Below are 20,600 nucleotides of genomic sequence, written 5' to 3' on the forward strand. Positions count from 1 at the left end.
CCCTGCATGCCGATGTTCTTCCCGGTACGAGTCGAATCACCTCTCCATGTCGATTCCCCGTGATCCCATCGTCCCGAGAGAGACGCCATGGAGCCTTCCGAACTGCCCGATGGCGGCCCGACCCTGATCCAACCCTCGGAACTCGTCGAGGAATTTCTCGTCATCGAGCGGAAATTCTCGGAGTTCGATCACTTTCTCTCGATCGGGCTGGCCAACATCGCCGCCGTGGTGCCCGGCATCGAGACGAACAAGGACAAGATCGCCCGAGCCTGCGCCATCTTCAAGGAACGGGGAGTCAACGTCGCCATCTTCCCCGAGTTCTCTCTCTCCGGCTATGTCTGGGACGACGAGCAAACTTGCCGACCTTACATCGAACAGTCATGCATGGAAAACCACGTTGACTGGGTCGAACAGGTCATTCGGCCTCTCTTCGATGAGACGTTCATGGCCGTGGTCCTCAATGGCTTTCGTCACGGCTCCAAAGGCGGTCTGCTGAACTCGACGTTTGTCATCGATCGAGCGAGCGACTGGTTCGGCGGCAGCAATCGCTATGACAAGGTGTTTCTGCCCCCGATCGAACGTCGGTACACCCGGACCGGCGAGCAAGACCGGCTCGACCTGCAAACCCCCTGGGGATTGTTCGGCTTCACGACCTGTTACGACATCATGTTCTCGCAGTTGACCCAGGAGTACGCCGTCCTCGATCAGGTCGACGCGATCATCGAGGTCGCCTCCTGGCGCTCGTACGCCCGACGCGACTACCCCTTAATGAACGTCGGCACCGATACCTACTACGGCGACCTCTGGGACATGGTCCTGGCCGCCAAGGCCGGGATTCACCAGGTCTGGATGATCGCCTGCAACGCCGTGGGCGTCCACGGCATCAGCAAGGCGAAATTCTGGGGAGGCTCGGGGCTTTGGGCCCCCTCGGGCCTGCGGCTCATCCAGTCGTCACGGTTCAACGAGGAACTGCTCATCGTCCACAACATCGACATCAAGGGCCAGCGCCAGCTTGAGATCGACGACTTCAACTACGCGATGGACTTCAACGCCATCTACCAACCGATCCACGGCAAACGAGCCTTCACCCGAATTCGGACGGGCGAGTGAGCGGCTCAATCGCTCCTCGACACAAGCCCAAGGCCCCGCCGATTCCTGATCAGACAGCCAATCCCGCCCGCAGGATCGCGGAAATCCGGCGTTGATCCGTAAAATTCGGCGCAACCTGATTGACGAGCCGTGTTGAGGACGATACCATCTGACTTTCCCCGTGGTTGAGTTGCACAAACAGATCCGATCAGCCGGACGAGCGAGCGTCGGCGATTCGTAGCGCGTGAAGGATAACGACCCGTGGCGGGCATGAGCAACGAACGTATCCGGATCCGGATGGAAGCGTACGATCACACCATCTTGGATCAATCGGCCAAGGACATCGTCGAAACCGCCAAGCGGACCGAGGCGATCGTCCACGGACCGATCCCGCTGCCGACGCGTATCGAACGATACACCGTCTTGCGCAGTCCGCACATCGACAAGAAGTCGCGAGAGCAGTTCGAGATTCGCACGCACAAGCGGCTGATCGACATTGTGCAACCGACCAACAAAACGATCGACGCCCTGAACAAGCTCAGCTTGCCCGCGGGTGTTGATATCAAGATCAAGGCCGGGCCCTCCGGGGCCTGAGCCGGGTCGCATTCGCGGCAATGTTTCGACAGGCATTGAAGGTGAGCCTCCCTGGTTCTCCCCTGGCGCCGTCTGGTCGAAACCGCCGGCACCACGGGGCACGGGTTGCCCGAAGGCAACTCGTGCCCGTTCGCGTGTTGACCGGGCCGTAGGCCGAGGGGGGCCTGTCGGTGCCGCGAGTGGGCTCTTTTGATCCACTGAATTTCGAGATGGAGCAAGACCAGAGATGAATGTCGGGTTGCTGGGTCGCAAGGTCGGAATGACCCAGATTTTTGAAGACGACGGCACGGTTGTGCCCGTGACTGTCCTCGAATGCGGCCCTTGCACCGTGTTGCAAGTTCGCACCGCCGAACGTGACGGCTACCACGCCCTTCAGCTTGGTTTTGCCGACAAGAAGCGCAAGAACGCCTCGCAGGCCGAGCGTGGCCATGCCCGCAAGGTCGAAGCTGAGCCCAAGCGGTTCATCCGCGAGATTCGGCAAGAGGCTCCGGTCGACGTGACCGAAGGAACCACCTTGAACGTCGATCTGTTCACCGAGATTCCCAGCGTTGACGTCATCGGGACGAGCAAGGGGCGTGGTTATTCGGGTGTCATGAAGCGGCACGGCTTCCGCGGCCTTCGGGCCACGCACGGTGTGCAGCGGATGCACCGGCACCCCGGCTCCTCCGGTCCCTCGGCCGACCCGTCCCGCGTCTTCAAGGGGGTCAAGAAGCCCGGCCAGTACGGCAACACCCGCGTCACCGTGCGAAATCTGAAGGTCGTGCGGGTTGACGCCGAGAACAACCTCTTGCTGGTCCGAGGCGCGGTCCCCGGCCACAACGGCGGTTTTGTGATCGTTCGCCAGACGAACGCAGTCTGATCTGCCCGCCGGCCTTGCTCTACGGTCAAGGTTCTCGAGAGCGTGGATCACCGATGGCCCGCCACCCTTGACCCGTAGAACCGACCGCCTCGGTCCCCGCCTGTCCCGGATCGGCAAGTGGCTCACCGGGCCTTCGCGACACTCCGACCCCGGCATGCTTCCGGCTCCTTTCGCAATCAGATCGAAGCCTTGCATCCCCCGGTCATCCGTTTCATTGGTTTTGACTTCCCGTTTCGTTTTCGGATCGAACTTCGAGGCCCGGGGCCTTCCCGCTCGGATTCGACTCGCTCCGACCGCCGGATCGTCGTTCTCCGGTCGAGTCAACCGCGGGTCGGCCGGCGAACTGGACCGCCTTGCACTGGATCAACGACGATGCTGACCGTCCCCATCTACAACACGTCCGGCGAGCAGGTGGGCGAAGAGTCCATCGATCCGGCCGACTTCGGTGGCAAGATCAACAAGCAACTCTTGCACGATGTCGTCCTGATGCACCTGGCTAACCGCCGGGTCGGCACCGTCAACACCCGGGGCCGCTCCGACGTCGCCGGCTCGACCAAGAAAATGTACCGCCAGAAGGGCACCGGCAACGCCCGAATGGGCTCGAAGCGGACCAACAAGCGCGTGGGTGGCGGCTCGGCCTTCGCCCGTCGGAACCGCGACTACTCGTACCGATTGCCCAAGAAGGCCGTTCGCCTGGCGATCCGCATGGCCGTTCTGTCGAAATTCCAGGATGGCCAGGTTCTTGTCCTCTCGGGGCTCGACCTGGGCCAGACCCCGAAGACCAAGGAGGTCGCCCGCATCCTGCGGTCGATCCGACGCCCCGACCTCCCCGCCGAGGCCCAGCCGGTCGACGGCGAGTCGAAGCGCGACGCCCTGCGACGCACCCTCGACGGTCGCAAGATCCTCATCGGCACCGCCGAGTACGACCCCTTGCTCTACCGAGGGGCCCGGAACCTCCCCGGCGTCAAGGTCTCGCCGGTGGCCGAGTTCAACACCTACGACGTGCTCCGCCAACGCTACCTCGTCCTGACGCCCGAGGCCCTCGCCTCGCTCAAGGAACGGGCCAAGGAGAAAATCCGTCGTCGTCCCGAATCGGAACTCGTCACCGCCGCTGCGGCCGGCTGATGAGCATTGATCGCTCGCTTGAACATAACGTGAACTGAATCGCCGAACGCCCCGAGGTCTCGCAGGACAATGGTCACCCTCCGCCGCCCCCCCCAGTACGAGCGGCCCGGCCCGAAGCTGGAGCCCTATCAGGTTATCCTGCGGCCCTTGATCACCGAGAAGGCCACCCAGGTTGCCGAGCGTCACAACGCCTACACGTTCGAAGTGCACCAGATGGCCACCAAGACCGAGATCAAGGAGGCTGTCGAAACCCTCTTCAACGTCCAGGTCGAGGACGTCCGCACCCAGAACCGCAAGTCGGTGACCCGTCGGTATCGCCTGAAGATCGGTCGAACCAAGAACTGGAAGAAGGCCATCGTCAAGCTGAAGGACGATTACCGGATCGACTTCTTCTAATCCTTGACGTGTGATCTTCTCGGCAAGCGTTTCTCGGTCATCGCGCAGCATAACGGAATCGGTCTCCCCGCCGTCGGCGGCCTGAAGGGAAAGAAACGAGAGAGTCATGGGCATCCGCGTCTACAAGCCGACCAGCCCCGGGCGCCGCAACGCCTCGGTCAGCGACTTCTCCGAGCTGACCGACAAGAAGAAAAAGCCCGAGAAGCGCCTGACCGAACCGCTGAAGAAGACCGGCGGCCGGAACAACCAGGGCAAGATCACCGTCCGGCACCGCGGCGGCGGACACAAGCGTCTTTACCGGATCATCGACTGGAAGCGCAACGACCGCGACGGTCAGCCGGCTCAGGTCACTCATATCGAGTACGACCCGAACCGCTCCGCCCGCATCGCCTTGATCCAGTTCGAGGACGGCACGAAGCGCTACATTATCGCCCCCGAGGGCTTGACCGCCGGCATGACCGTTGTCACCGGCCCGGACGCCGAGCCGAAGGTCGGCAACTGCCTGCCCCTGGCCAAGATCCCGACCGGCATGGTCATCCACAACATCGAGATGCAGCCCGGAGGCGGGGCCAAGATGTGCCGGTCGGCCGGCACCAGCGCCACCCTGACCGCCCGAGAAGCGACCTGGGCCCAGTTGACCCTCCCCTCCGGAGAGGTCCGCCGCGTGCCGGTCATGTGCCGGGCGACCATCGGTCCGGTCGGCAATTCCGACCACATGAACGTGGTCCTGGGCAAGGCCGGCCGCAAGCGATGGCTCGGCCGTCGTCCTCATGTTCGGGGCACGGCCATGAACCCGATCGACCACCCGATGGGTGGTGGCGAAGGACGCACCTCAGGCGGCCGTCACCCGTGCTCGCCGACCGGCCTGCCGGCCAAGGGCGGCAAGACCCGCAAGCGCCGCAAGCCGTCGAACTCGGCCATCATTCGCCGCCGCAAGAGTGTTCGTTACGGTCAGTTGAAGATCTAGTTGGCAGTCGGCAGGAGGCGCTCGGCAGCCCGGAACCGGACTGCGGCCTCCTGTCTTGTTCCGGTTTCTTTCCTGCCTGCTGCCTACCGCCTCCTGCTTACTGACGAGAGAAAAAGGTCATGGGACGTTCGCTCAAAAAAGGCCCCTACGTCGACGAGCGGCTGCTGGAGAAGGTCGAAAAGGCCGAAACCAGCGGCGCCCGAGCACCGATCCGGACCTGGTCGCGTGCCTGCACCATCGTGCCGGAGTTCATCGGCAAGAACTTCGAGGTGCACAACGGCAAGGTCTTCACCAAAGTTTACATCACCGAGGACATGGTCGGGCACAAGCTCGGCGAGTTCTCCCCGACCCGCACCTTCCGGGGCCACGGCGGCAAATCGAAGGGCAAGCGTTAAGTTTCGTTCCTCCACCACGTGAGATTGCGAGCGACCGCACCGAGGCACGGAGCGTAGGGCCGGAACTCCCGGCCGCCACTCACAACAGCTGATGGCCGGCCCCCCGGCCCTACGGGAATCGATCGACGATGAAGACCCAGAGCCCCTACCCCTACAAGGCCTCCCACCGGTTCGCCCGGATGTCGGTCCTGAAGATCCGCAAGGTCCTCGACCTGATCCGTGGCAAATACGCCGACGAGGCGCTGCAGATCCTCAAGTACCTGCCTCACCGAGGTGCCCGGTACACCGAGAAGGTGCTCAAGAGCGCCATGGCCAACGCCGAGGACCAGGGGGTCCGCAACCCCGGCGACCTGATCGTCGCCGACGCTCGAGGCGACGGCGCCGCGATGTTCAAGCGTCTCATGCCCCGAGCCCGAGGCATGGCCCACTTGATCCGCCGCCGGAGCTGCCACATCACCATCGGCCTGGCCGACCTCGAAACCGCCCTTGCCGGTCCCGAGGCCGCCCGCCAGCCGGCCGAAGACGCCGCCGAGTGACCCCGGACCCCTCCCCTTTTGGCCATCTTCTCGTAGGACCGGACCTTTCCCATGGGACAGAAGATTCATCCGACCGGCTTCCGCATCGGCGTCATGGAAGACTGGCGCAGTCGCTGGTACGCCGGTAAAGCCGAGTTCAAGGACCTCCTCGTCGAGGATTTCAAGGTCCGGAAATACATCAAGAAGAAGTACAGCTACGCCGGCATCCCCAAGATCGAGATCGAGCGCACCCGAGACGCCGTCGTCGTCTTGCTGCACACCGCCCGCCCGGGCGTGATCATCGGTCGCAAGGGGGCCGAGGTCGAGAAGCTCCAGGAGGAGCTGCAAAACCTCACCGGCCGCCGCATTGAAATCAAGATCGTCGAGGTCAACCGCCCCGAGATCGACGCCCAGCTCGTCGCCGAAGATATCGCCGAGCAACTGGGCAAGCGGGCCAGCTTTCGCCGCACCATGAAGCGGGCGCTGGACAACACGATGGACGCCGGCGCCAAGGGGGTCAAGGTCCGTCTTTCGGGCCGCCTCGGCGGGGCCGAAATGTCCCGGACCGAGAAGGCCGCCGCCGGCTCGATCCCGCTGTCGACCTTGCGGGCCAAAGTCGATTACGGATTCGCCGAAGCCCGCACGCCCCAGGGGCACATCGGCGTCAAGGTATGGGTCCACCAGGGCGACTATCTGAAGATGGAGGCTGGCACCGATGGCCATGATGCCCAAGCGGGTCAAGTATCGAAAAAGCCAAAAAGGTCGCGTAAAAGGTAATGCGACCCGAGGCAACTACGTTGCCTTCGGCGAGTACGGCCTGCAAACCCTCGAACCCGGTCGCGTCAGCGCCGAGGTGCTCGAAGCCAGCCGAATGGTCCTCTCCCGGGCCGTCCGAGGCAGCGGCGGGAAACTCTACATCCGGGTCTTCCCGCACAAGAGCATTACCTCGATTCCGGCCGAAACCCGCATGGGTAAAGGCAAGGGTGAGGTCGACTACTGGGCCGCGATCGTCAAGCCCGGCACCGTTCTGTTCGAGGTCGCCGGCATTTCCGAATCTCGGGCCCGCGCCGCCTTCGCTCGCGTCGCCTACAAACTGCCCGTGAACTGCCGGTTCGTCTCCCGCCGGCCGACGCTCTGAGCCAACGCCATCAGGACCTACGAACCATGCCCAAGACCAAATCCGCCGACCTGCACGAAAAAGACGACGAGCAATTGACCTTGATGCTCAAGGAAACGCAGGAGCAAATCTTTCGGCTCCGCGTTCAGAGCTCGACCGAACGGCTCGAAGCCCCGAGTGAGCTGCTCAAGGCCAAGCGCGACATCGCCCGGATCAAGACCATCCTCCGCCTCCGAGAGCTGAAGGCCGAATCCCAGGCCGCGTCCTCCTGAGCGGATGCCTCTCCGTTTTTTCGTTCGCATACTGCCCCCGACTTCGTCCCCCCGGAAATGAAATTCAGACGATGAGCGAGCCGACGACGACTTCCCCGGCCAAGACTCCGCCTTCCCCGCGGCCCCGCGGTCGGCGCAAGGTCGAGATCGGGACGGTCACCTCCGACAAGATGGACAAGACCCGACGAGTCGAGGTCTCTCGCCTCGTCCCGCACCCGAAGTACGGCAAGTACCAGAAACACCGGACCATCTGCTACGTCCACGACGAGCAGAACGAGACCCGCGTGGGCGACCTCGTCGAAATCGTCGAAACCCGGCCGCTCTCGAAGTCCAAGCGCTGGCGCCTGCTCCGCATCGTTCGCAAGGCTCCCGCCCACGAAGAGGCCGATGCCCGCAAGGCCGCCCTCGACGCCCAGGCGAATGCCGAACCGGCTCCCGATCAGGCTGACGCCTGATTTTCAGCCGACCGTTCCAACCGGGCCGAGGGCCAGATGGCCCGCTCGGCCCCGTTTCTGCTTCTCTCGTGTTGTTTTCTTGCGTGACCGTTCCCGCTGACCCGATCGTTCGGAGACTCGTGGGCCGCCGGCGTTCGCTGGGGACCGCGGCCGCGACCGTGACTGGGGTTCTCGACCGATGATCCAGATGCAAACCCGGCTCGACGTGGCCGACAACTCCGGTGCCAAGGAAGTCATGTGCTTCAAGGTGCTCGGCGGCTCCGCGTCGCGCTACAAACGACGCACCGCCGGCCTGGCCGATGTCTTCATCGGCAGCGTCAAGAAAGCGACCCCCGGCGGTGATGTCAAGGCCGGCGACGTCGTCCGCTGCGTCGTTGTCCGCACCCGATTCAAGACCCGACGGCCCGACGGCTCCTACGTCCGATTCGACCGCAACGCCTGCGTCCTGATCAACAAGGACAACGAGCCTCGCGGTACCCGAATCTTCGGCGCCATCGCCCGCGAACTGCGCGATAAGCAGTTCATGAAGATCGTTAGCCTGGCCTCCGAGGTCGTCTGACCTTCGGCGCTCCGGTTCGGGTCGTTTGTCCCTCGTTTTGAATTGTAATCCCGCTTGACCATCACCTCCCGGTCATTGATCAGTTCCGAGACACGGCCCAGACGGGCCGGAGAAGCGAGTCATGAAGGTCCGTAGAGATGACGAAGTCGTGGTCATGACCGGCGACGACAAGGGTACCCGCGCCAAGGTGCTCCGTGTCCTTCCCGACAAGGGAAAGATCATCGTCGAAGGGGTCAACCTCGTCTACAAGCACGTCAAGCCCAGCCAGCGCAACCCCCAGGGGGGCCGGCTCTCCAAGGAGATGCCGATCGACGCTTCGAACGTCCTGCCCTACTGCCCCTCCTGCAACGGTGCCAGCCGCCTCGGCTACCGGATTCTCGACAACGGCCAGAAAGAGCGCTACTGCAAGCGATGCTCGGGCGGTCTCGGAACTCTTGGCCCCCCGAAGCCTTCCCGGGCCAAGACCAAGGCCTGATTGCTGACCACGTGACCGTCTCCGTTCTCCTTCCGTCGGTCCTGGAACCTCGCCGCATGGCTCGTCCGTGCTGACCTGTTCCGAGCCGACCCCGGCGATCGTGGATCGACGGTTCGTTCCGTTTCACGTATTCGAATTCTTGTACCTTCCCTTCATCCCCCGCCGGCATACGGGAATCGACCGACCCGATCCCGCGCCGACGGTCAGAGGATCGCCCCGATGGCTCGCCTGTTCGACGAATACCAGAACACCATCGCCTCGGCGATGGCCGAGAAGTTCGGCATCACCAATGTCATGGCGATCCCGAAAATCGAGAAGATCGTGCTGAACATGGGTGTCGGCCGCGCGACCCAGGATAAAGCCATCCTGGACGTGGCTGTCGACACCATGGGCCGAATCGCCGGTCAGAAGCCGGTCGTCACCAAGGCCAAGCAGTCGATCGCCGGCTTCCGCCTTCGAGAAGGCAACGAAATTGGCTGCAAGGTCACGCTTCGCGGGCCGCGGATGTACGAGTTCCTCGATCGCCTGATCAACCTCGTCCTCCCTCGCATCCGTGACTTTCGTGGCGTCAACCCGAACAGCTTCGACGGCAACGGCAACTACACCCTTGGCCTGACCGAACAGGTGGTCTTCCCTGAGATCGAGGCCGACAAGATCTCCCACACGCTCGGCATGGACATCACCCTCGTCACCACGACCCGCAACGACGATCAGGCCCGCGAACTGCTTCGCGCCTTCGGCATGCCCTTCCGCAAGCCCGGCCAGCAACGGGCCGGCTGATCGGACAACTCCGCGATTGTTTCCCGTTCCGATTTGATAGCGTTTTCACTGGACCCCCGCCTCGCCGACTCGCCGGACCTCTTGCCTCAATCGCCAATTCGCAGGATCGGCCGAGTTACCCGAGGCGGTTTCGAGGATCGCCCCCGCCATGATGACCGACCCGATCGCCGACATGCTCACCCGGATCCGCAACGCCGTGCGGATCGAGCGCTCCCACGTCGACATGCCTCACTCCAACGAGAAGCGCGGCATCGCCGCCGCTCTGAAGGATGAAGGCTACATCTGGGACTACGAAGAGATCGACACCGTTCCGGCCCGCACGCTCCGCCTGAACCTCAAGTACGGCCCGAACGGCGAGAAGGTCATCACCAAGATCGACCGCGTCAGCAAGCCCGGCCGTCGGGTCTACTGCGGCTACCGCGACTTGAAGCCGGTCCAGGGCGGCCTGGGTGTCCACATCGTCAGCACGCCCAAGGGAATTCTGAGCGACCGCCGCGCCCGGGCCGAAAAGGTCGGCGGCGAGGTGCTGGCCCTGGTCTATTGATTCGATCAGCCCGCGCCGAGCCCTCACCACCCCCTGCGATCACCGTCCCGGAGCCCCAGTCATGTCCCGAATCGGCCGCCAACCGGTCCCCGTCCCCGACAACGTCAAGATCAACCTCGCCGGCTCGACCATCGAGGTCGAAGGCCCCAAGGGGAAACTCTCGTTCACCTTCCGCGAGGAAATGAGCGTCCGCTACGATGCCGACGCCAAGCAGGTTCTGGTCGAACGCCCCAACGACGAACGCCCCGTCAAGGCCCTGCATGGCCTGACCCGCACCCTGATCGCCAACATGATCAAGGGGGTTACCGACGGCTACACCAAGCGCCTCGAGGTCGTCGGCGTCGGCTATCAGGCCCAGCTCAAGGGCCCGAACACGGTTAACCTGGTCGTCGGTTACGCCAACCAGATCCAGATGACGGCTCCTGAAGGCGTGACCGTCACCGTCCCCGACGCGACTCACATTCAGATCACCGGCGCCGACAAGCAAGCCGTGGGCGAGTTCGCCGCCCGCGTCCGACGGGTCCGGCCCCCCGAGCCCTACAAGGGCAAGGGAATTCGCTACGAAGGCGAACAGGTCCGCCGCAAGGCCGGTAAGGCGTTCGGTAAGTAATCTCTTTCGCAGAGGAGGTCGGCGACCGGCCCCAGTTCACGGACCTGGCAGATTCGACCCCCTTGGATCGGTTTCCCGCCGCTCCCTCGTGGCCGGCTCTCCTGGTGCCTTGCGGGTTCGCCTGCCTCGCTCTGCTCTCGTCTCACAACTCACAAGGGTCGGGTGGCCGGTCGTCATCGGCCGCCCCGAGGGCCCAGGAGGATGATCGACCGTGAAGGGTAAGAACCACCGACTGCATGTTCAGGGCCAACGGCTCCGTCGCCAACGGCACGTCCGGAAAAAACTGTTCGGCTCAACCGAACGGCCCCGGCTGGCGATTTTCCGAAGCTCCAAGCACATTTACGCGCAAATCATCAACGACGACGAAGGCAAGACCCTTGTCTCGGCCGGCACCCTCGAATCAGCGATTCGGCAAGAGGTTAGCTACGGCGGAAACAAGGCCGCCGCGGCCGTCGTCGGGCGCACGGTGGCCGAACGGGCCAAGGCCGCCGGTATTGACAAGGTTTGCTTCGACCGCCGAAGCTACAAGTATCACGGGCGCGTTCAGGCTCTGGCCGACGCTGCCCGAGAGGCCGGCCTGCAGTTCTGAATCACTCGGGGAGCAAGCGTAGGCAGTCAGCAATCGGCAGTCGGCAGAACCGGGGCGTCCCTCGCAACGACTCCCCCTCCTGATCCGGTCAATTGCTCGTTGCTTCGACGGAACCGCCGATCCGAATTCCCTGGTCCGATCCGTCCGTCTCCTGCTGCCTACCGCCAACCGCCTACTGCCTACTTTCTTCCGGAGGATCATCCGTGTCCAGCGACAGTCGAGATCGCGGTGAGTGGAGCGAAAGCGTCGTGTCCATCCGCCGCTGCGCCGCCGTGGTCAAGGGGGGACGCCGTTTCAGCTTCAACGCCCTGGTCGTCGTCGGCAATGGCCGAGGCCAGGTGTCCTGGGGCTACGGCAAGGCCAACGAAGTGCCCCCGGCCGTCGAAAAAGGGGTCAAGGACGCCCACAAACGCATGACCCGCGTTCAGATGCGTCGCGGCACCATCCCCCACCCGGTCATCGGCCGCTTCGGCGCCGCGAAGGTGATCATGCTGCCGGCCAGCCCCGGTACCGGCGTGATCGCCGGTGGAGCCGTCCGGGCCGTCGTGCAGGCCGCCGGCATCACCGACATTTTGACCAAGAGCATCGGTTCTCCCAACAAACTGAACCTGGTCAAGGCCGCCATCGACGGGCTGCAGCAGCTCCGCACGAAGGACGAAGTGGCCCGACTCCGGGGCGTGGAGCTGTGAGGTAAGCCATTATGCAAATTCACGACGTTCACGAAGGTATTCAGAAGCTCAAAAAGCGCAAGCGCGTCGGTCGAGGTCCCGGCTCGGGGCACGGCAAGACCAGCTCCAAGGGGCACAAGGGACACTCCTCCCGCCAGGGCTTCAAGATTCGCCCCCTCTCCGAGGGTGGCCAGATGCCGCTGGTCCGTCGCGTGCCGATTCGAGGCTTCGCCAATGGCCGGTTCAAGAAGGATTTCGCCATCCTGAACCTGGAGCTGATCGAGGCCTTCTTCGAGTCCGGCGCGGTCGTCGATGAGGCAATTCTCCGGGCCAAGGGGCTCGTCAAGGGTCGCCACGACGACGGCCTGAAAATCCTCGGCGACGGCACCCTGACCAAGGCCCTGACCGTCAAGGCCCAGAAGTTCAGCAAGACCGCCGTCGAGAAGATCACCGCCGCCGGCGGCTCGGTCGAAGTGATCGATTAATCTTCCGACCCGACCTTCCCCGACCGGGCCGCGACGAGATCCGGCCCGGTCGGTGTCCGTTAGCCCCCGATGGCTTTTTCGCCATCGCAATCCTCGTGACCGGACGCCGGACTTCGAGTGACCGTTACGCCTCTGGGCTGCCTTCGTTTGCCAACCACCTTGCGTGTTTTGATTTCCCGACCGACCGCCCGACCCAACTTCGTCTTCGTCTCGCAGGCTTCGGCCTGCCGATCCGTCCGAGTTGGCCCCGGACGGCAGGCTCAGGCCTGCCCGACCCAGCACACGTCGCCCTGGGGAACCGCCGAGACCCCGCCCCCTCCTCGACGTGCATAGGAGCCGTCCTGCCGTGCAGAAGCTGATCACGATCTTCTTCAAGGTCCCCGAGCTGCAGCGCAAGATCCTCATGACGGCCATGTTCCTGGCCATCTATCGGATCGGCTTCTACATCCCCCTGCCGATCGTCGATCAGTCGGCCCTGGCCGACTGGCAAGAGCAGATCAGCCAGCAGGCCTTCGGCAAGGTCCTCGGCATGGCCGCCATGTTCGGCGGCACCCAGATCGGCATGAGCACGATCTTCGGCCTCGGCATCATGCCCTACATCTCCGCCTCGATTATCTTCCAGTTGCTCGGCTCGGTCGTTCCTCAGCTCGAAGCCCTCATGAAGGAAGGGGAGAGCGGCCGCAAGAAGATCAACGAATACACCCGCTACGCCACCGTCGCCATCTGTCTCGTCCAGAGCGCGATGTGGATCCGGTTTGTTCAAACACTTGATTACATTCCTGGGCAATATAAAGACTTTTTCCCTTACGGATTTATCTGCGTCCTCATCATGACGACCGGAACGGTCTTCCTGATGTGGATTGGCGAGCAGATTGACGAGTACGGCATCGGCAACGGCATTAGCTTGCTCATCATGGCCGGCATTCTCGCCAGCGCCGATGACGCCATCTTCCTCCTCGCGTCCGGCTTCACCCCCCGCCTGACCGGCGACGCCGAGAAGCCCTACTCGTTGATCGTCACCGGCTTGTTGTTAGCCCTGTTCATTGCTGTGATCGTTGGCGTGATCGCTATCACCGAAAGCCAGCGACGCATCCCGACCCAGTCGGCCAAGCACGTTCGCGGCCGTCGGGTCTACGGAGGCACCCGGCAGTACCTCCCCTTGAAGGTCAATCAGGCCGGCGTCATGCCGATCATCTTCGCCTCCAGCCTTCTGATGTTCCCCTTCTTCATCTTCAAGGGGCTCGCATCCAGCACGGCGAGCTGGCTCGTGGCCGATCCCGGTGAGGTTTCCGGTTTCCAGGTCGCCATCGCCCGCTTCTTCGAGACCGGGCTCGATGCCTTCCAGAGCCAGGCCTACATCTACACCATTTTCTACATCGGCCTGATCTACTTCTTCTGCTACTTCTGGACCGCCATCACCTTCAACCCGAAGGACATGGCCGATAACCTCAAGGACTACGGCAGCTTCATCCCTGGCTACCGACCGGGTCGACGCACGGCCGAGTACCTCGAGAAGGTCATGCTGCGGATCACCTTCGTCGGGGCCGCCTTCCTCAGCCTCGTCGCGGTGATTCCGTCGATCGTCCAGGGGGCCCTGGCCCAGACCGGCACCAGCGTCGAGCCGGTGATCACCTCCTTCCTCGGTGGAACCGGCCTGCTCATCGTCGTCTCGGTCTGCCTTGACCTCGTCCAGAAAATTGATAGCCACCTGATCATGCGGAACTATACCGGCCTGATGAACCGCCGCTGATCTCCTCGCCGATCGCTACGCCAACAGGTCCGCGCTCCCGGAGGGCTCTCCCCCATGCTCCGCCCCAGCCGATCGACCATCAAGCTCAAGAGCCCCCGAGAGATCGGCCTGATGCGAGAGGCCGGCAAGGTCGTCGCCGAGGCCCTGGCCCGTGTCCGAGAACTGGCCGTGCCCGGCGGCACCACCGCCGAGATGAACGAGGCCGTCGCCGCCATCTTCCAGCGGCACAACGCCACCCCCCTGTTCCTCAACTACCCGAGCCCCACCAAGGGGGTCCGCCCCTTCCCCGCCGTCATCTGCGCCAGCGTCAACGACGCTGTCGTCCACGGCATCCCCACCCGTCGCCCCCTCGAAGACGGTGACATCATCTCCATCGACACCGGCTGCCGGATCAACGGCTGGTGCGGCGACTCGGCCATCACCCTGGCCATCGGTCAGATTTCCGAGGAAAACCAGCGCCTGCTCGATGTCACCCGGGAAACCCTCGACCTGAGCATCCGCGCCATGGAGCGCTGCGAGACCTGGGCCGATGTTGCCAGCCTGATGGAACGCTACGTCAAGTCGCAGCACATGCATGTCATCGAGAAGTTCGTCGGCCACGGCATCGGCCGCGACATGCACGAGGAACCCCAGGTCCCGAACTTCGTCAGCAAGGCCCTCCGCCGCAACGACTTCAAGCTCGAACCCGGCATCGTCCTCGCCATCGAGCCGATGGTCGCCCTCGGCACCAAGCACGTCAAGGCCCTCTCCGACGGCTGGACCATCGTCACCAAGGACGGCCTCTCCGCCGCCCACTTCGAACACACCGTCGCCATGACCCCCGACGGCCCGAAGATCCTCACCCTGCCCGAGGGCCTCGACTGACGTTTCGTTAACCCTCCCTGAGCAATCACCGCTCACTCACTCGACACCCTCGAAGGCCTCAGCGTGATGCTCCCCAACCATCCGTTGTGTCTTGAGGTCGAGCAGGAAGAGGACGGTCGTTGGATCGCTGAGATTGGCGAACTTCACGGCGCCTTGGCCTACGGATCGACGCGATCCGAGGCGATCGCTCGTGTGGAGGCCTTGGCATTGCGAGTGCTTGCCGACCGCCTTGAACATGGTGAACCCGCTCCGAAGCTTGACCTCCTTTTCGCCCCTTCCCGATGAGTCGGTGGCCTTCGACGAACGCGAAGCGAGTCCTGGCCGCATTGCGTCGCATCGGTTGGTCCGTAACGTGTCAGGTCGGAGGTTCCCACCGAGTCCTTGCACGCGACGGCTGGCCCGATTCTATGTTCTCTTTGTCATGACAGCGAAGAGATCGGGCCTCACATGCTGGGCAGTATCGCCAAGCAAGTGGGGCTTACCCCGCACGATCTTTGAACCGATTCCTCATGCCTTGGGGCACGGCCCCCCGACAAGCCCCAGGCCAGTCGCCCGATGACCTCCAACCGATCCGAATTCCGATTGTTTTGGTCGCAACGGACTTGCAAGAGAACAATCGTCTCGATACAGTAGTCGAATTCCCCCCGGTCTGCGGCGCGCGCCGGTCGGCCGGCATACCCTCGCGCCAACATGCCCTTTGGGGCATGCTTGCGAAGCGATTGTTCTGAAGAAAGACGGGACTGGAGCGATGAAGGTCCGATCAAGCGTCAGACGTATTTGCGAAAGCTGCATCATCGTGCGGCGCCGGGGCAAAGTGTACGTCATTTGCAAGAGCAACCCCAAGCACAAGCAGCGGCAAGGCTGAGCCGGCTCTCTCCATTGGAATCGTGTGATCACGATCGAATGAAGCCGAGCCCCGGCCCTCCCGGAGGAACAGGACGGATGCCTCGTATCCTGGGCGTCGATATTCCCAACGACAAGAAGATCCGGATCTCGCTGCGATACCTCTACGGCATCGGCCCGTTCCTGGCCGATCAGCTCTGCGAGCGCACTGAGATCGACCCTGAGAAGCGGGCCCGCGACCTGTCCGACGACGAGCTGGCGAAGCTCATCGCTCTGCTGGACAGCGAGTACACGGTCGAAGGCCAGTTGCAGCGGGTCGTGCAGCAAAACATCGCTCGACTGCGAGACATCAACTGCTACCGGGGTTTCCGGCACCGCCGTGGCCTTCCGGTCCGCGGCCAGCGAACCCAGACCAATGCCCGCACCCGCAAAGGTCCTCGGAAGACCGTTGCCGGGAAGAAGGGCGTCAAGGATATGCGTTAAGCCGAGTCGCACCGCGCCGGCAAGCCGCATCCCTGCCCTTCGTTCGGATCGGCTCGCCGCGGCCCTGACTCGTGCTCCTTTGGGTTCCGCGGGCCCTCGCCTCGGAGCCTTTCGCCCGGCACCGGCCGGGCGCGTTCGTTCCATCGGAACGGATCTCGCCAGCCATCTTTGCGATCGGTCGGAATCGATCAGCAGTTTTCAAGGACCTTCAAGAGCGGAGCAGCCCAGCGGTGGCCAAGGCCAAGAAGCGGAAGACGCGCCGCAACGTCAGTCGCGCGGTCGTGCATATCAAGGCGACGTTCAACAACACACTGGTGACGGTCACCGACCCCAACGGCGATACCCTCTGCTGGGCTTCCAGCGGCACCGTCGGCTTCAAGGGGAGCCGCAAGAGCACCCCCTTCGCCGCCCAGCGTGCCGCCGAGGTTTCGGCCTCGGCCGCCACGAAGTTCGGCGTCAAAGAGGTCGAAGTTCGCGTCAAGGGTCCCGGCTCGGGCCGCGAAAGTGCGATTACCGCACTGCAGGCCGCCGGCCTCTCGATCAAGGCGATCGAAGACGTCACCCCCTTGCCTCACAACGGCTGCCGACCGCCCAAGAAACGACGGGTCTGATCGGTCGGTCAAGTCACTCGCCTCGCCTCGTTCGGATCGGTCTCGGCTGCCCTTGGTGACGGCCCCTCCGATCCGGCCCGAATCATCATCGGACGACTCAGGTACGCATCAGCTCGGCTCGTACATTTATATTGGTTTGAGAATCGAGGATCATGGGACGCCACATCGGACCCGTCTGCCGGCTCTGCCGCCGCGAGGGGATCAAGCTGTTCCTCAAGGGCACCCGCTGCGACTCGCCCAAGTGCGCCGTGGAGCGCCGCGATGGCCCACCCGGCCAGCAGCAGTACCGCCGCGGTAAGCCGAGCGAGTACTCCATCCGCCTGCGAGAGAAGCAGAAGGTCAAGCGCTACTACGGCGTCTTCGAGCGCCAGTTCCGCCGCTATTACGACATGGCCAGCCGTCGGCCCGGCAACACCGGCGACGTCTTGATGGCCCTGCTCGAACGGCGGCTCGACAATGTCGTCACCTTGCTGGGCTTCGCGGTCAGCCGCCCCTCGGCCCGCCAGCTCGTTCGCCACGGCCACATCCTGGTCAACGGCCGCAAGACCGACATCCCGAGCTACCTGGTCAAGCCTGGCGACATCATCAAGGTCAAGGAACGCGAGGAATCCCAGAACCTCGTCACCGCGGCCCTGAACATGGAAGGCTTGCCCCCGGTGCCCGACTGGCTCGATCGCGCCGGCTCCGAAGCGGGCGAGGCCCGCGTCAACCGCTTGCCCTCGATCCAGGATGTCTCCTTGCCGGTCACGCCTCAGCTGATCGTCGAGCTTCTGAGCCGCTAAGGCATCGCCAGGCGCCTCGACCCGATCGTCCCGATTTTTTTCCTCGGGGTGATTCGGTCGGGGGCCTCGACCTTTTTTTGCTTGCTCGCTCGCTCTTGCTTGCACGTGCCATCGAAACCGAATTCGGGACGGGGATTCACCGCGGAGAACGCAGAGGACGCCGAGGCAGACCCCCGGGGATCTCCCCACGGCGGCGCCCCCCCGCCGCCGTTTTTTTGTCCCCGAGAACCCCGCTGCGTCCTCTGCGGTGAATTTGGGAGCCTGATTCAGCCATGCGCATCCGTTGGCGAGGCCTGGAACTGCCCAGCCGGGTCACCTGCAACCGCGAGACCCTCACGGACACCTTCGGCGAATTCCACGTCGAACCGTTCGAACGCGGTTTCGGCCATACTGTCGGCAACAGTCTCCGACGCATCCTGCTGTCGAGCCTCGAAGGCAGCGCCGTCACCACGATCAAAATCCAGGGCGTGCAGCACGAGTTCTCCACCATCCCCGGGATGGTCGAGGACATCACCGACCTGGTCCTGAACCTCAAAGGCCTGATCGTCAAGAACCATTCCGACCAGCCCCGGACCATCCGCATCGAACGCGATCGCCGAGGCGTCGTCACCGCTGCCGACATCCTGCACGATGAATCGGTCGTCGTCTTCAACCCCGACCACATCCTCTGCACCCTGACCGACGATGTTCCGCTGAACATCCAGATGACCGTCGAAAATGGTCGAGGCTATCGACCCGCCGCCGAAGGCCACACCGACGACCTCGAAGTCGGGGCCATCCCCATCGACGCCATCTTCAGCCCCGTGACCCGCGTCGAATATCGCGTGCACGATACCCGCGTCGGTCAGCGCACCAACTACGACCAGCTCTCGATGCGTATCTGGACGACCGGCACCCTGAAGCCCGAAATGGCTCTGGTCGAGGCCGCCAAGATCCTTCGCAAGCACCTCAATCCCTTCGTCCAGTACTACGAGCCTGGTCCCGGCCTGCCCTCCGACGGTACCGGCGGCTTCGAAAGTGGCAGCTACAGTGGCGGCGTCGACATGGAAACCGAGCGCAAGCTCAACATGTCGCTCGCCGAGCTCGAACTCTCGGTTCGGGCCACCAACTGCCTCGAAAGCGAAGGGATCACCACCGTTCGCGACCTCGTCAGCCGATCCGAAGATCAACTGCTCGGCGTCCGCAACTTCGGCGAGACGACCCTCAAGGAAGTCCGCATCAAGCTCCAGGAAATCGGCCTTGACCTCGGTATGGCCGACGCCCGTCGTTAATGTCTTTTTGGGAGTAGGCTGGAGGCGGTAGGCGGTAGGCATTCAGAGGATCGAATCAGAAGCAACCGATCCGCAACTCTGCTCGCCTTGCCTCTGCTCGGTGTTCCTTTCTGCCTACTGCCCGCTGCCTACTGCCTACTGGAACCCAAGCCATGCGTCACCGGAAAGCCGGACGAAAGTTCAAGCGAACCCCCGAGCATCGTCGGATGCTCCTGCGCAACCTGGCCACCTCGCTGTTCGAGCACGAGCGGATTGAGACGACGCAGGCCAAGGCCAAGGACCTTCAGCCATACGCCGAGAAGCTCATCACCCTGGCCGTCCGCGGCCTGCGACGCCAGAAGGCCCTCGGTGGTGACGACGCCGACAAGATGCCCCTGGCCGAGTTCCGCCGCAGCCTCGCCGTCCTGACCCGCAAGGACATCGCCTACAAGCTCTTCCAGGAAATCGCCCCGCGCTACCTGGAACGCCCCGGCGGCTACTCCCGCATTTACAAGCTCGCGCACCGTCGCCAGGGGGATTGCTCCCCCATGGCCCTCATCGAGCTGATTCCCGCCGATGAGCCGGTTCGCTCCAAGAGCGTCCAGCCCGAGGTTGTCGGCACCACCGCCTGACCTTGAGCGTGCCGGTCCCTTCGGTCATGAACATGATCGCAGAACCTTGAGAGAGTTGAGGGCAGACTCCCGCGTCTTGCCCTCGACTCTTTCTTCGTTTGATTCGAACGCTGGTCCATTTCCCTCCGTCACCTTTCTCTCCACGATGCCCGGCCGTTCGAGGAGTCTCGCACCCATGTCCTACGACCCTCAGAACATCTTCGCCAAAATCCTCCGCGGCGAGATTCCGGCCGCGAAGGTCCTCGAAACCGATCACGCTCTGGCCTTCCTCGACATCGGGCCGGTCAACAAGGGGCACGTCCTGATCATCCCCAAGACCGAGGCCGCCTCCCTCTCCGACCTCTCCGACGACCTTGCCGCGCACGTCGGCTCCCTCCTCCCCCGCCTCTGTCGCGCCGTCAAGCAGGCCACCGGGGCCGACGCCCTGAACATCGTCGTCAATCACGGCGAGGCCGCCGGCCAGACCGTCCACCACGTCCACTGGCACATCATCCCCCGCTTCTCCGGCGACGCCGTCCACTGGCCCTGGCCGCACCAGGCGTACTCGGGAGACGAGATGGAGCAGATGCGCTCCCGCATCGCCCAGTCCCTCGACGACGCCAACACCACCGGCTCCTGATTATCATCCTCGCGGCCCCGTTTTTCGGGCCGTTCGATCCCGATCCGACGGCCCTCCACCGGTGGCCTCGACCGCGATCGCCGCGTGATGTTCGCCGGTTCCGATCGACCTGGACGGACTTTTGATCGCCGCGATGCGCCACGGTAATGCTCGCCTCCCTGTAAGCCCTCGCGATGTTCGGGTCTTTATCTTCTGTGGATGCGATCGAGAGCCTTCCACAGGTTCGCAACGTCGCAGAGGCCTGCGCGCCACGAATCCCCAAGACCCAGAGG

At 63.6% G+C, this 20,600-nt stretch carries 29 protein-coding genes; all 29 read left to right on the forward strand.

Translation table 11 applies throughout. The features are described from left to right. Nucleotides 1–87: 87 nt before the first annotated feature. The 29 genes from GA615_RS17815 (at nucleotide 88) to GA615_RS17965 (ending at nucleotide 20,328) form a co-directional block, all read left to right on the forward strand. Nucleotides 88–1,110: a carbon-nitrogen hydrolase family protein gene (locus GA615_RS17815; RefSeq protein WP_152052674.1), complete on the forward strand. Its 1,023-nt coding sequence runs from the start codon at nucleotides 88–90 to the stop codon at nucleotides 1,108–1,110. Between the two features lie 249 nt (nucleotides 1,111–1,359). Next, nucleotides 1,360–1,683, forward strand: coding sequence for a 30S ribosomal protein S10 (rpsJ, locus tag GA615_RS17820; protein WP_169978052.1), 324 nt, complete (start codon nucleotides 1,360–1,362; stop codon nucleotides 1,681–1,683). Nucleotides 1,684–1,909: 226 nt separating this feature from the next. Next, nucleotides 1,910–2,542, forward strand: a complete 633-nt coding sequence (gene rplC / locus GA615_RS17825) for a 50S ribosomal protein L3 (protein WP_152052676.1) — start codon at nucleotides 1,910–1,912, stop codon at nucleotides 2,540–2,542. Between the two features lie 372 nt (nucleotides 2,543–2,914). Continuing rightward, nucleotides 2,915–3,667: a 50S ribosomal protein L4 gene (rplD, locus tag GA615_RS17830; protein WP_152052677.1), complete on the forward strand. Its 753-nt coding sequence runs from the start codon at nucleotides 2,915–2,917 to the stop codon at nucleotides 3,665–3,667. Between the two features lie 69 nt (nucleotides 3,668–3,736). After that, nucleotides 3,737–4,063 (forward strand): 50S ribosomal protein L23, encoded by a 327-nt coding sequence (gene rplW / locus GA615_RS17835; RefSeq protein WP_152052678.1) that lies wholly within the window; start codon nucleotides 3,737–3,739, stop codon nucleotides 4,061–4,063. 106 nt (nucleotides 4,064–4,169) lie between these two features. Then, nucleotides 4,170–5,030, forward strand: coding sequence for a 50S ribosomal protein L2 (rplB, locus tag GA615_RS17840; protein WP_152052679.1), 861 nt, complete (start codon nucleotides 4,170–4,172; stop codon nucleotides 5,028–5,030). A 119-nt stretch (nucleotides 5,031–5,149) separates the two neighbouring features. Further along, nucleotides 5,150–5,425, forward strand: a complete 276-nt coding sequence (gene rpsS, locus GA615_RS17845) for a 30S ribosomal protein S19 (protein ID WP_152052680.1) — start codon at nucleotides 5,150–5,152, stop codon at nucleotides 5,423–5,425. Between the two features lie 128 nt (nucleotides 5,426–5,553). After that, the gene (rplV, locus tag GA615_RS17850; protein WP_152052681.1) at nucleotides 5,554–5,961 is read left to right on the forward strand and encodes a 50S ribosomal protein L22; all 408 of its coding nucleotides are present in this window, start codon (nucleotides 5,554–5,556) and stop codon (nucleotides 5,959–5,961) included. A gap of 51 nt (nucleotides 5,962–6,012) precedes the next feature. Then, the gene (rpsC, locus tag GA615_RS17855) at nucleotides 6,013–6,717 is read left to right on the forward strand and encodes a 30S ribosomal protein S3 (RefSeq protein WP_152052682.1); all 705 of its coding nucleotides are present in this window, start codon (nucleotides 6,013–6,015) and stop codon (nucleotides 6,715–6,717) included. After that, nucleotides 6,656–7,078, forward strand: coding sequence for a 50S ribosomal protein L16 (rplP, locus tag GA615_RS17860; protein ID WP_152052683.1), 423 nt, complete (start codon nucleotides 6,656–6,658; stop codon nucleotides 7,076–7,078). Before rpsC ends, rplP begins: the two co-directional genes overlap by 62 nt. A gap of 26 nt (nucleotides 7,079–7,104) precedes the next feature. Beyond that, nucleotides 7,105–7,329: a 50S ribosomal protein L29 gene (gene rpmC, locus GA615_RS17865; protein WP_152052684.1), complete on the forward strand. Its 225-nt coding sequence runs from the start codon at nucleotides 7,105–7,107 to the stop codon at nucleotides 7,327–7,329. A gap of 71 nt (nucleotides 7,330–7,400) precedes the next feature. Next, a complete protein-coding gene (gene rpsQ, locus GA615_RS28210) occupies nucleotides 7,401–7,784 on the forward strand; it encodes a 30S ribosomal protein S17 (protein ID WP_152052685.1) in 384 nt (127 codons plus the stop codon). A gap of 178 nt (nucleotides 7,785–7,962) precedes the next feature. Beyond that, nucleotides 7,963–8,343, forward strand: coding sequence for a 50S ribosomal protein L14 (gene rplN / locus GA615_RS17875; RefSeq protein ID WP_152052686.1), 381 nt, complete (start codon nucleotides 7,963–7,965; stop codon nucleotides 8,341–8,343). A 121-nt stretch (nucleotides 8,344–8,464) separates the two neighbouring features. Then, nucleotides 8,465–8,818, forward strand: a complete 354-nt coding sequence (gene rplX / locus GA615_RS17880) for a 50S ribosomal protein L24 (protein ID WP_152052687.1) — start codon at nucleotides 8,465–8,467, stop codon at nucleotides 8,816–8,818. A 219-nt stretch (nucleotides 8,819–9,037) separates the two neighbouring features. After that, on the forward strand, nucleotides 9,038–9,598 hold the full coding sequence (rplE, locus tag GA615_RS17885; protein ID WP_152052688.1) for a 50S ribosomal protein L5: 561 nt from the start codon (nucleotides 9,038–9,040) through the stop codon (nucleotides 9,596–9,598). Nucleotides 9,599–9,746: 148 nt separating this feature from the next. After that, nucleotides 9,747–10,142: a 30S ribosomal protein S8 gene (gene rpsH / locus GA615_RS17890; protein ID WP_152052689.1), complete on the forward strand. Its 396-nt coding sequence runs from the start codon at nucleotides 9,747–9,749 to the stop codon at nucleotides 10,140–10,142. Nucleotides 10,143–10,203: 61 nt separating this feature from the next. After that, nucleotides 10,204–10,752, forward strand: a complete 549-nt coding sequence (gene rplF / locus GA615_RS17895; protein ID WP_152052690.1) for a 50S ribosomal protein L6 — start codon at nucleotides 10,204–10,206, stop codon at nucleotides 10,750–10,752. A gap of 211 nt (nucleotides 10,753–10,963) precedes the next feature. Further along, entirely contained in the window at nucleotides 10,964–11,341 is a 378-nt protein-coding gene (gene rplR, locus GA615_RS17900) for a 50S ribosomal protein L18 (protein WP_315851680.1), read from the forward strand. A 203-nt stretch (nucleotides 11,342–11,544) separates the two neighbouring features. Next, the gene (gene rpsE / locus GA615_RS17905; protein ID WP_152052691.1) at nucleotides 11,545–12,030 is read left to right on the forward strand and encodes a 30S ribosomal protein S5; all 486 of its coding nucleotides are present in this window, start codon (nucleotides 11,545–11,547) and stop codon (nucleotides 12,028–12,030) included. Between the two features lie 11 nt (nucleotides 12,031–12,041). Then, complete coding sequence (gene rplO / locus GA615_RS17910) at nucleotides 12,042–12,494, forward strand: 50S ribosomal protein L15 (protein WP_152052692.1); 453 nt, start codon at nucleotides 12,042–12,044, stop codon at nucleotides 12,492–12,494. A gap of 346 nt (nucleotides 12,495–12,840) precedes the next feature. After that, complete coding sequence (gene secY / locus GA615_RS17915; RefSeq protein WP_152052693.1) at nucleotides 12,841–14,244, forward strand: preprotein translocase subunit SecY; 1,404 nt, start codon at nucleotides 12,841–12,843, stop codon at nucleotides 14,242–14,244. Nucleotides 14,245–14,298: 54 nt separating this feature from the next. Further along, complete coding sequence (gene map / locus GA615_RS17920) at nucleotides 14,299–15,108, forward strand: type I methionyl aminopeptidase (protein ID WP_152052694.1); 810 nt, start codon at nucleotides 14,299–14,301, stop codon at nucleotides 15,106–15,108. Between the two features lie 748 nt (nucleotides 15,109–15,856). Continuing rightward, the gene (gene rpmJ, locus GA615_RS17935) at nucleotides 15,857–15,973 is read left to right on the forward strand and encodes a 50S ribosomal protein L36 (RefSeq protein ID WP_152052695.1); all 117 of its coding nucleotides are present in this window, start codon (nucleotides 15,857–15,859) and stop codon (nucleotides 15,971–15,973) included. A gap of 77 nt (nucleotides 15,974–16,050) precedes the next feature. Further along, a complete protein-coding gene (gene rpsM, locus GA615_RS17940; protein ID WP_152052696.1) occupies nucleotides 16,051–16,434 on the forward strand; it encodes a 30S ribosomal protein S13 in 384 nt (127 codons plus the stop codon). Nucleotides 16,435–16,664: 230 nt separating this feature from the next. Then, nucleotides 16,665–17,045: a 30S ribosomal protein S11 gene (gene rpsK / locus GA615_RS17945; RefSeq protein WP_152052697.1), complete on the forward strand. Its 381-nt coding sequence runs from the start codon at nucleotides 16,665–16,667 to the stop codon at nucleotides 17,043–17,045. Nucleotides 17,046–17,197: 152 nt separating this feature from the next. Further along, the gene (gene rpsD, locus GA615_RS17950; protein WP_152052698.1) at nucleotides 17,198–17,827 is read left to right on the forward strand and encodes a 30S ribosomal protein S4; all 630 of its coding nucleotides are present in this window, start codon (nucleotides 17,198–17,200) and stop codon (nucleotides 17,825–17,827) included. A 272-nt stretch (nucleotides 17,828–18,099) separates the two neighbouring features. Then, nucleotides 18,100–19,098, forward strand: coding sequence for a DNA-directed RNA polymerase subunit alpha (locus tag GA615_RS17955; RefSeq protein ID WP_152052699.1), 999 nt, complete (start codon nucleotides 18,100–18,102; stop codon nucleotides 19,096–19,098). Nucleotides 19,099–19,250: 152 nt separating this feature from the next. Then, the gene (gene rplQ / locus GA615_RS17960; protein WP_152052700.1) at nucleotides 19,251–19,709 is read left to right on the forward strand and encodes a 50S ribosomal protein L17; all 459 of its coding nucleotides are present in this window, start codon (nucleotides 19,251–19,253) and stop codon (nucleotides 19,707–19,709) included. A gap of 175 nt (nucleotides 19,710–19,884) precedes the next feature. Then, nucleotides 19,885–20,328, forward strand: coding sequence for an HIT family protein (locus GA615_RS17965; RefSeq protein ID WP_235905529.1), 444 nt, complete (start codon nucleotides 19,885–19,887; stop codon nucleotides 20,326–20,328). Nucleotides 20,329–20,600 lie beyond the last annotated feature (272 nt).

It is taken from the genome of Tautonia marina, from assembly GCF_009177065.1.
Classification (GTDB): Bacteria; Planctomycetota; Planctomycetia; order Isosphaerales; family Isosphaeraceae; genus Tautonia; species Tautonia marina.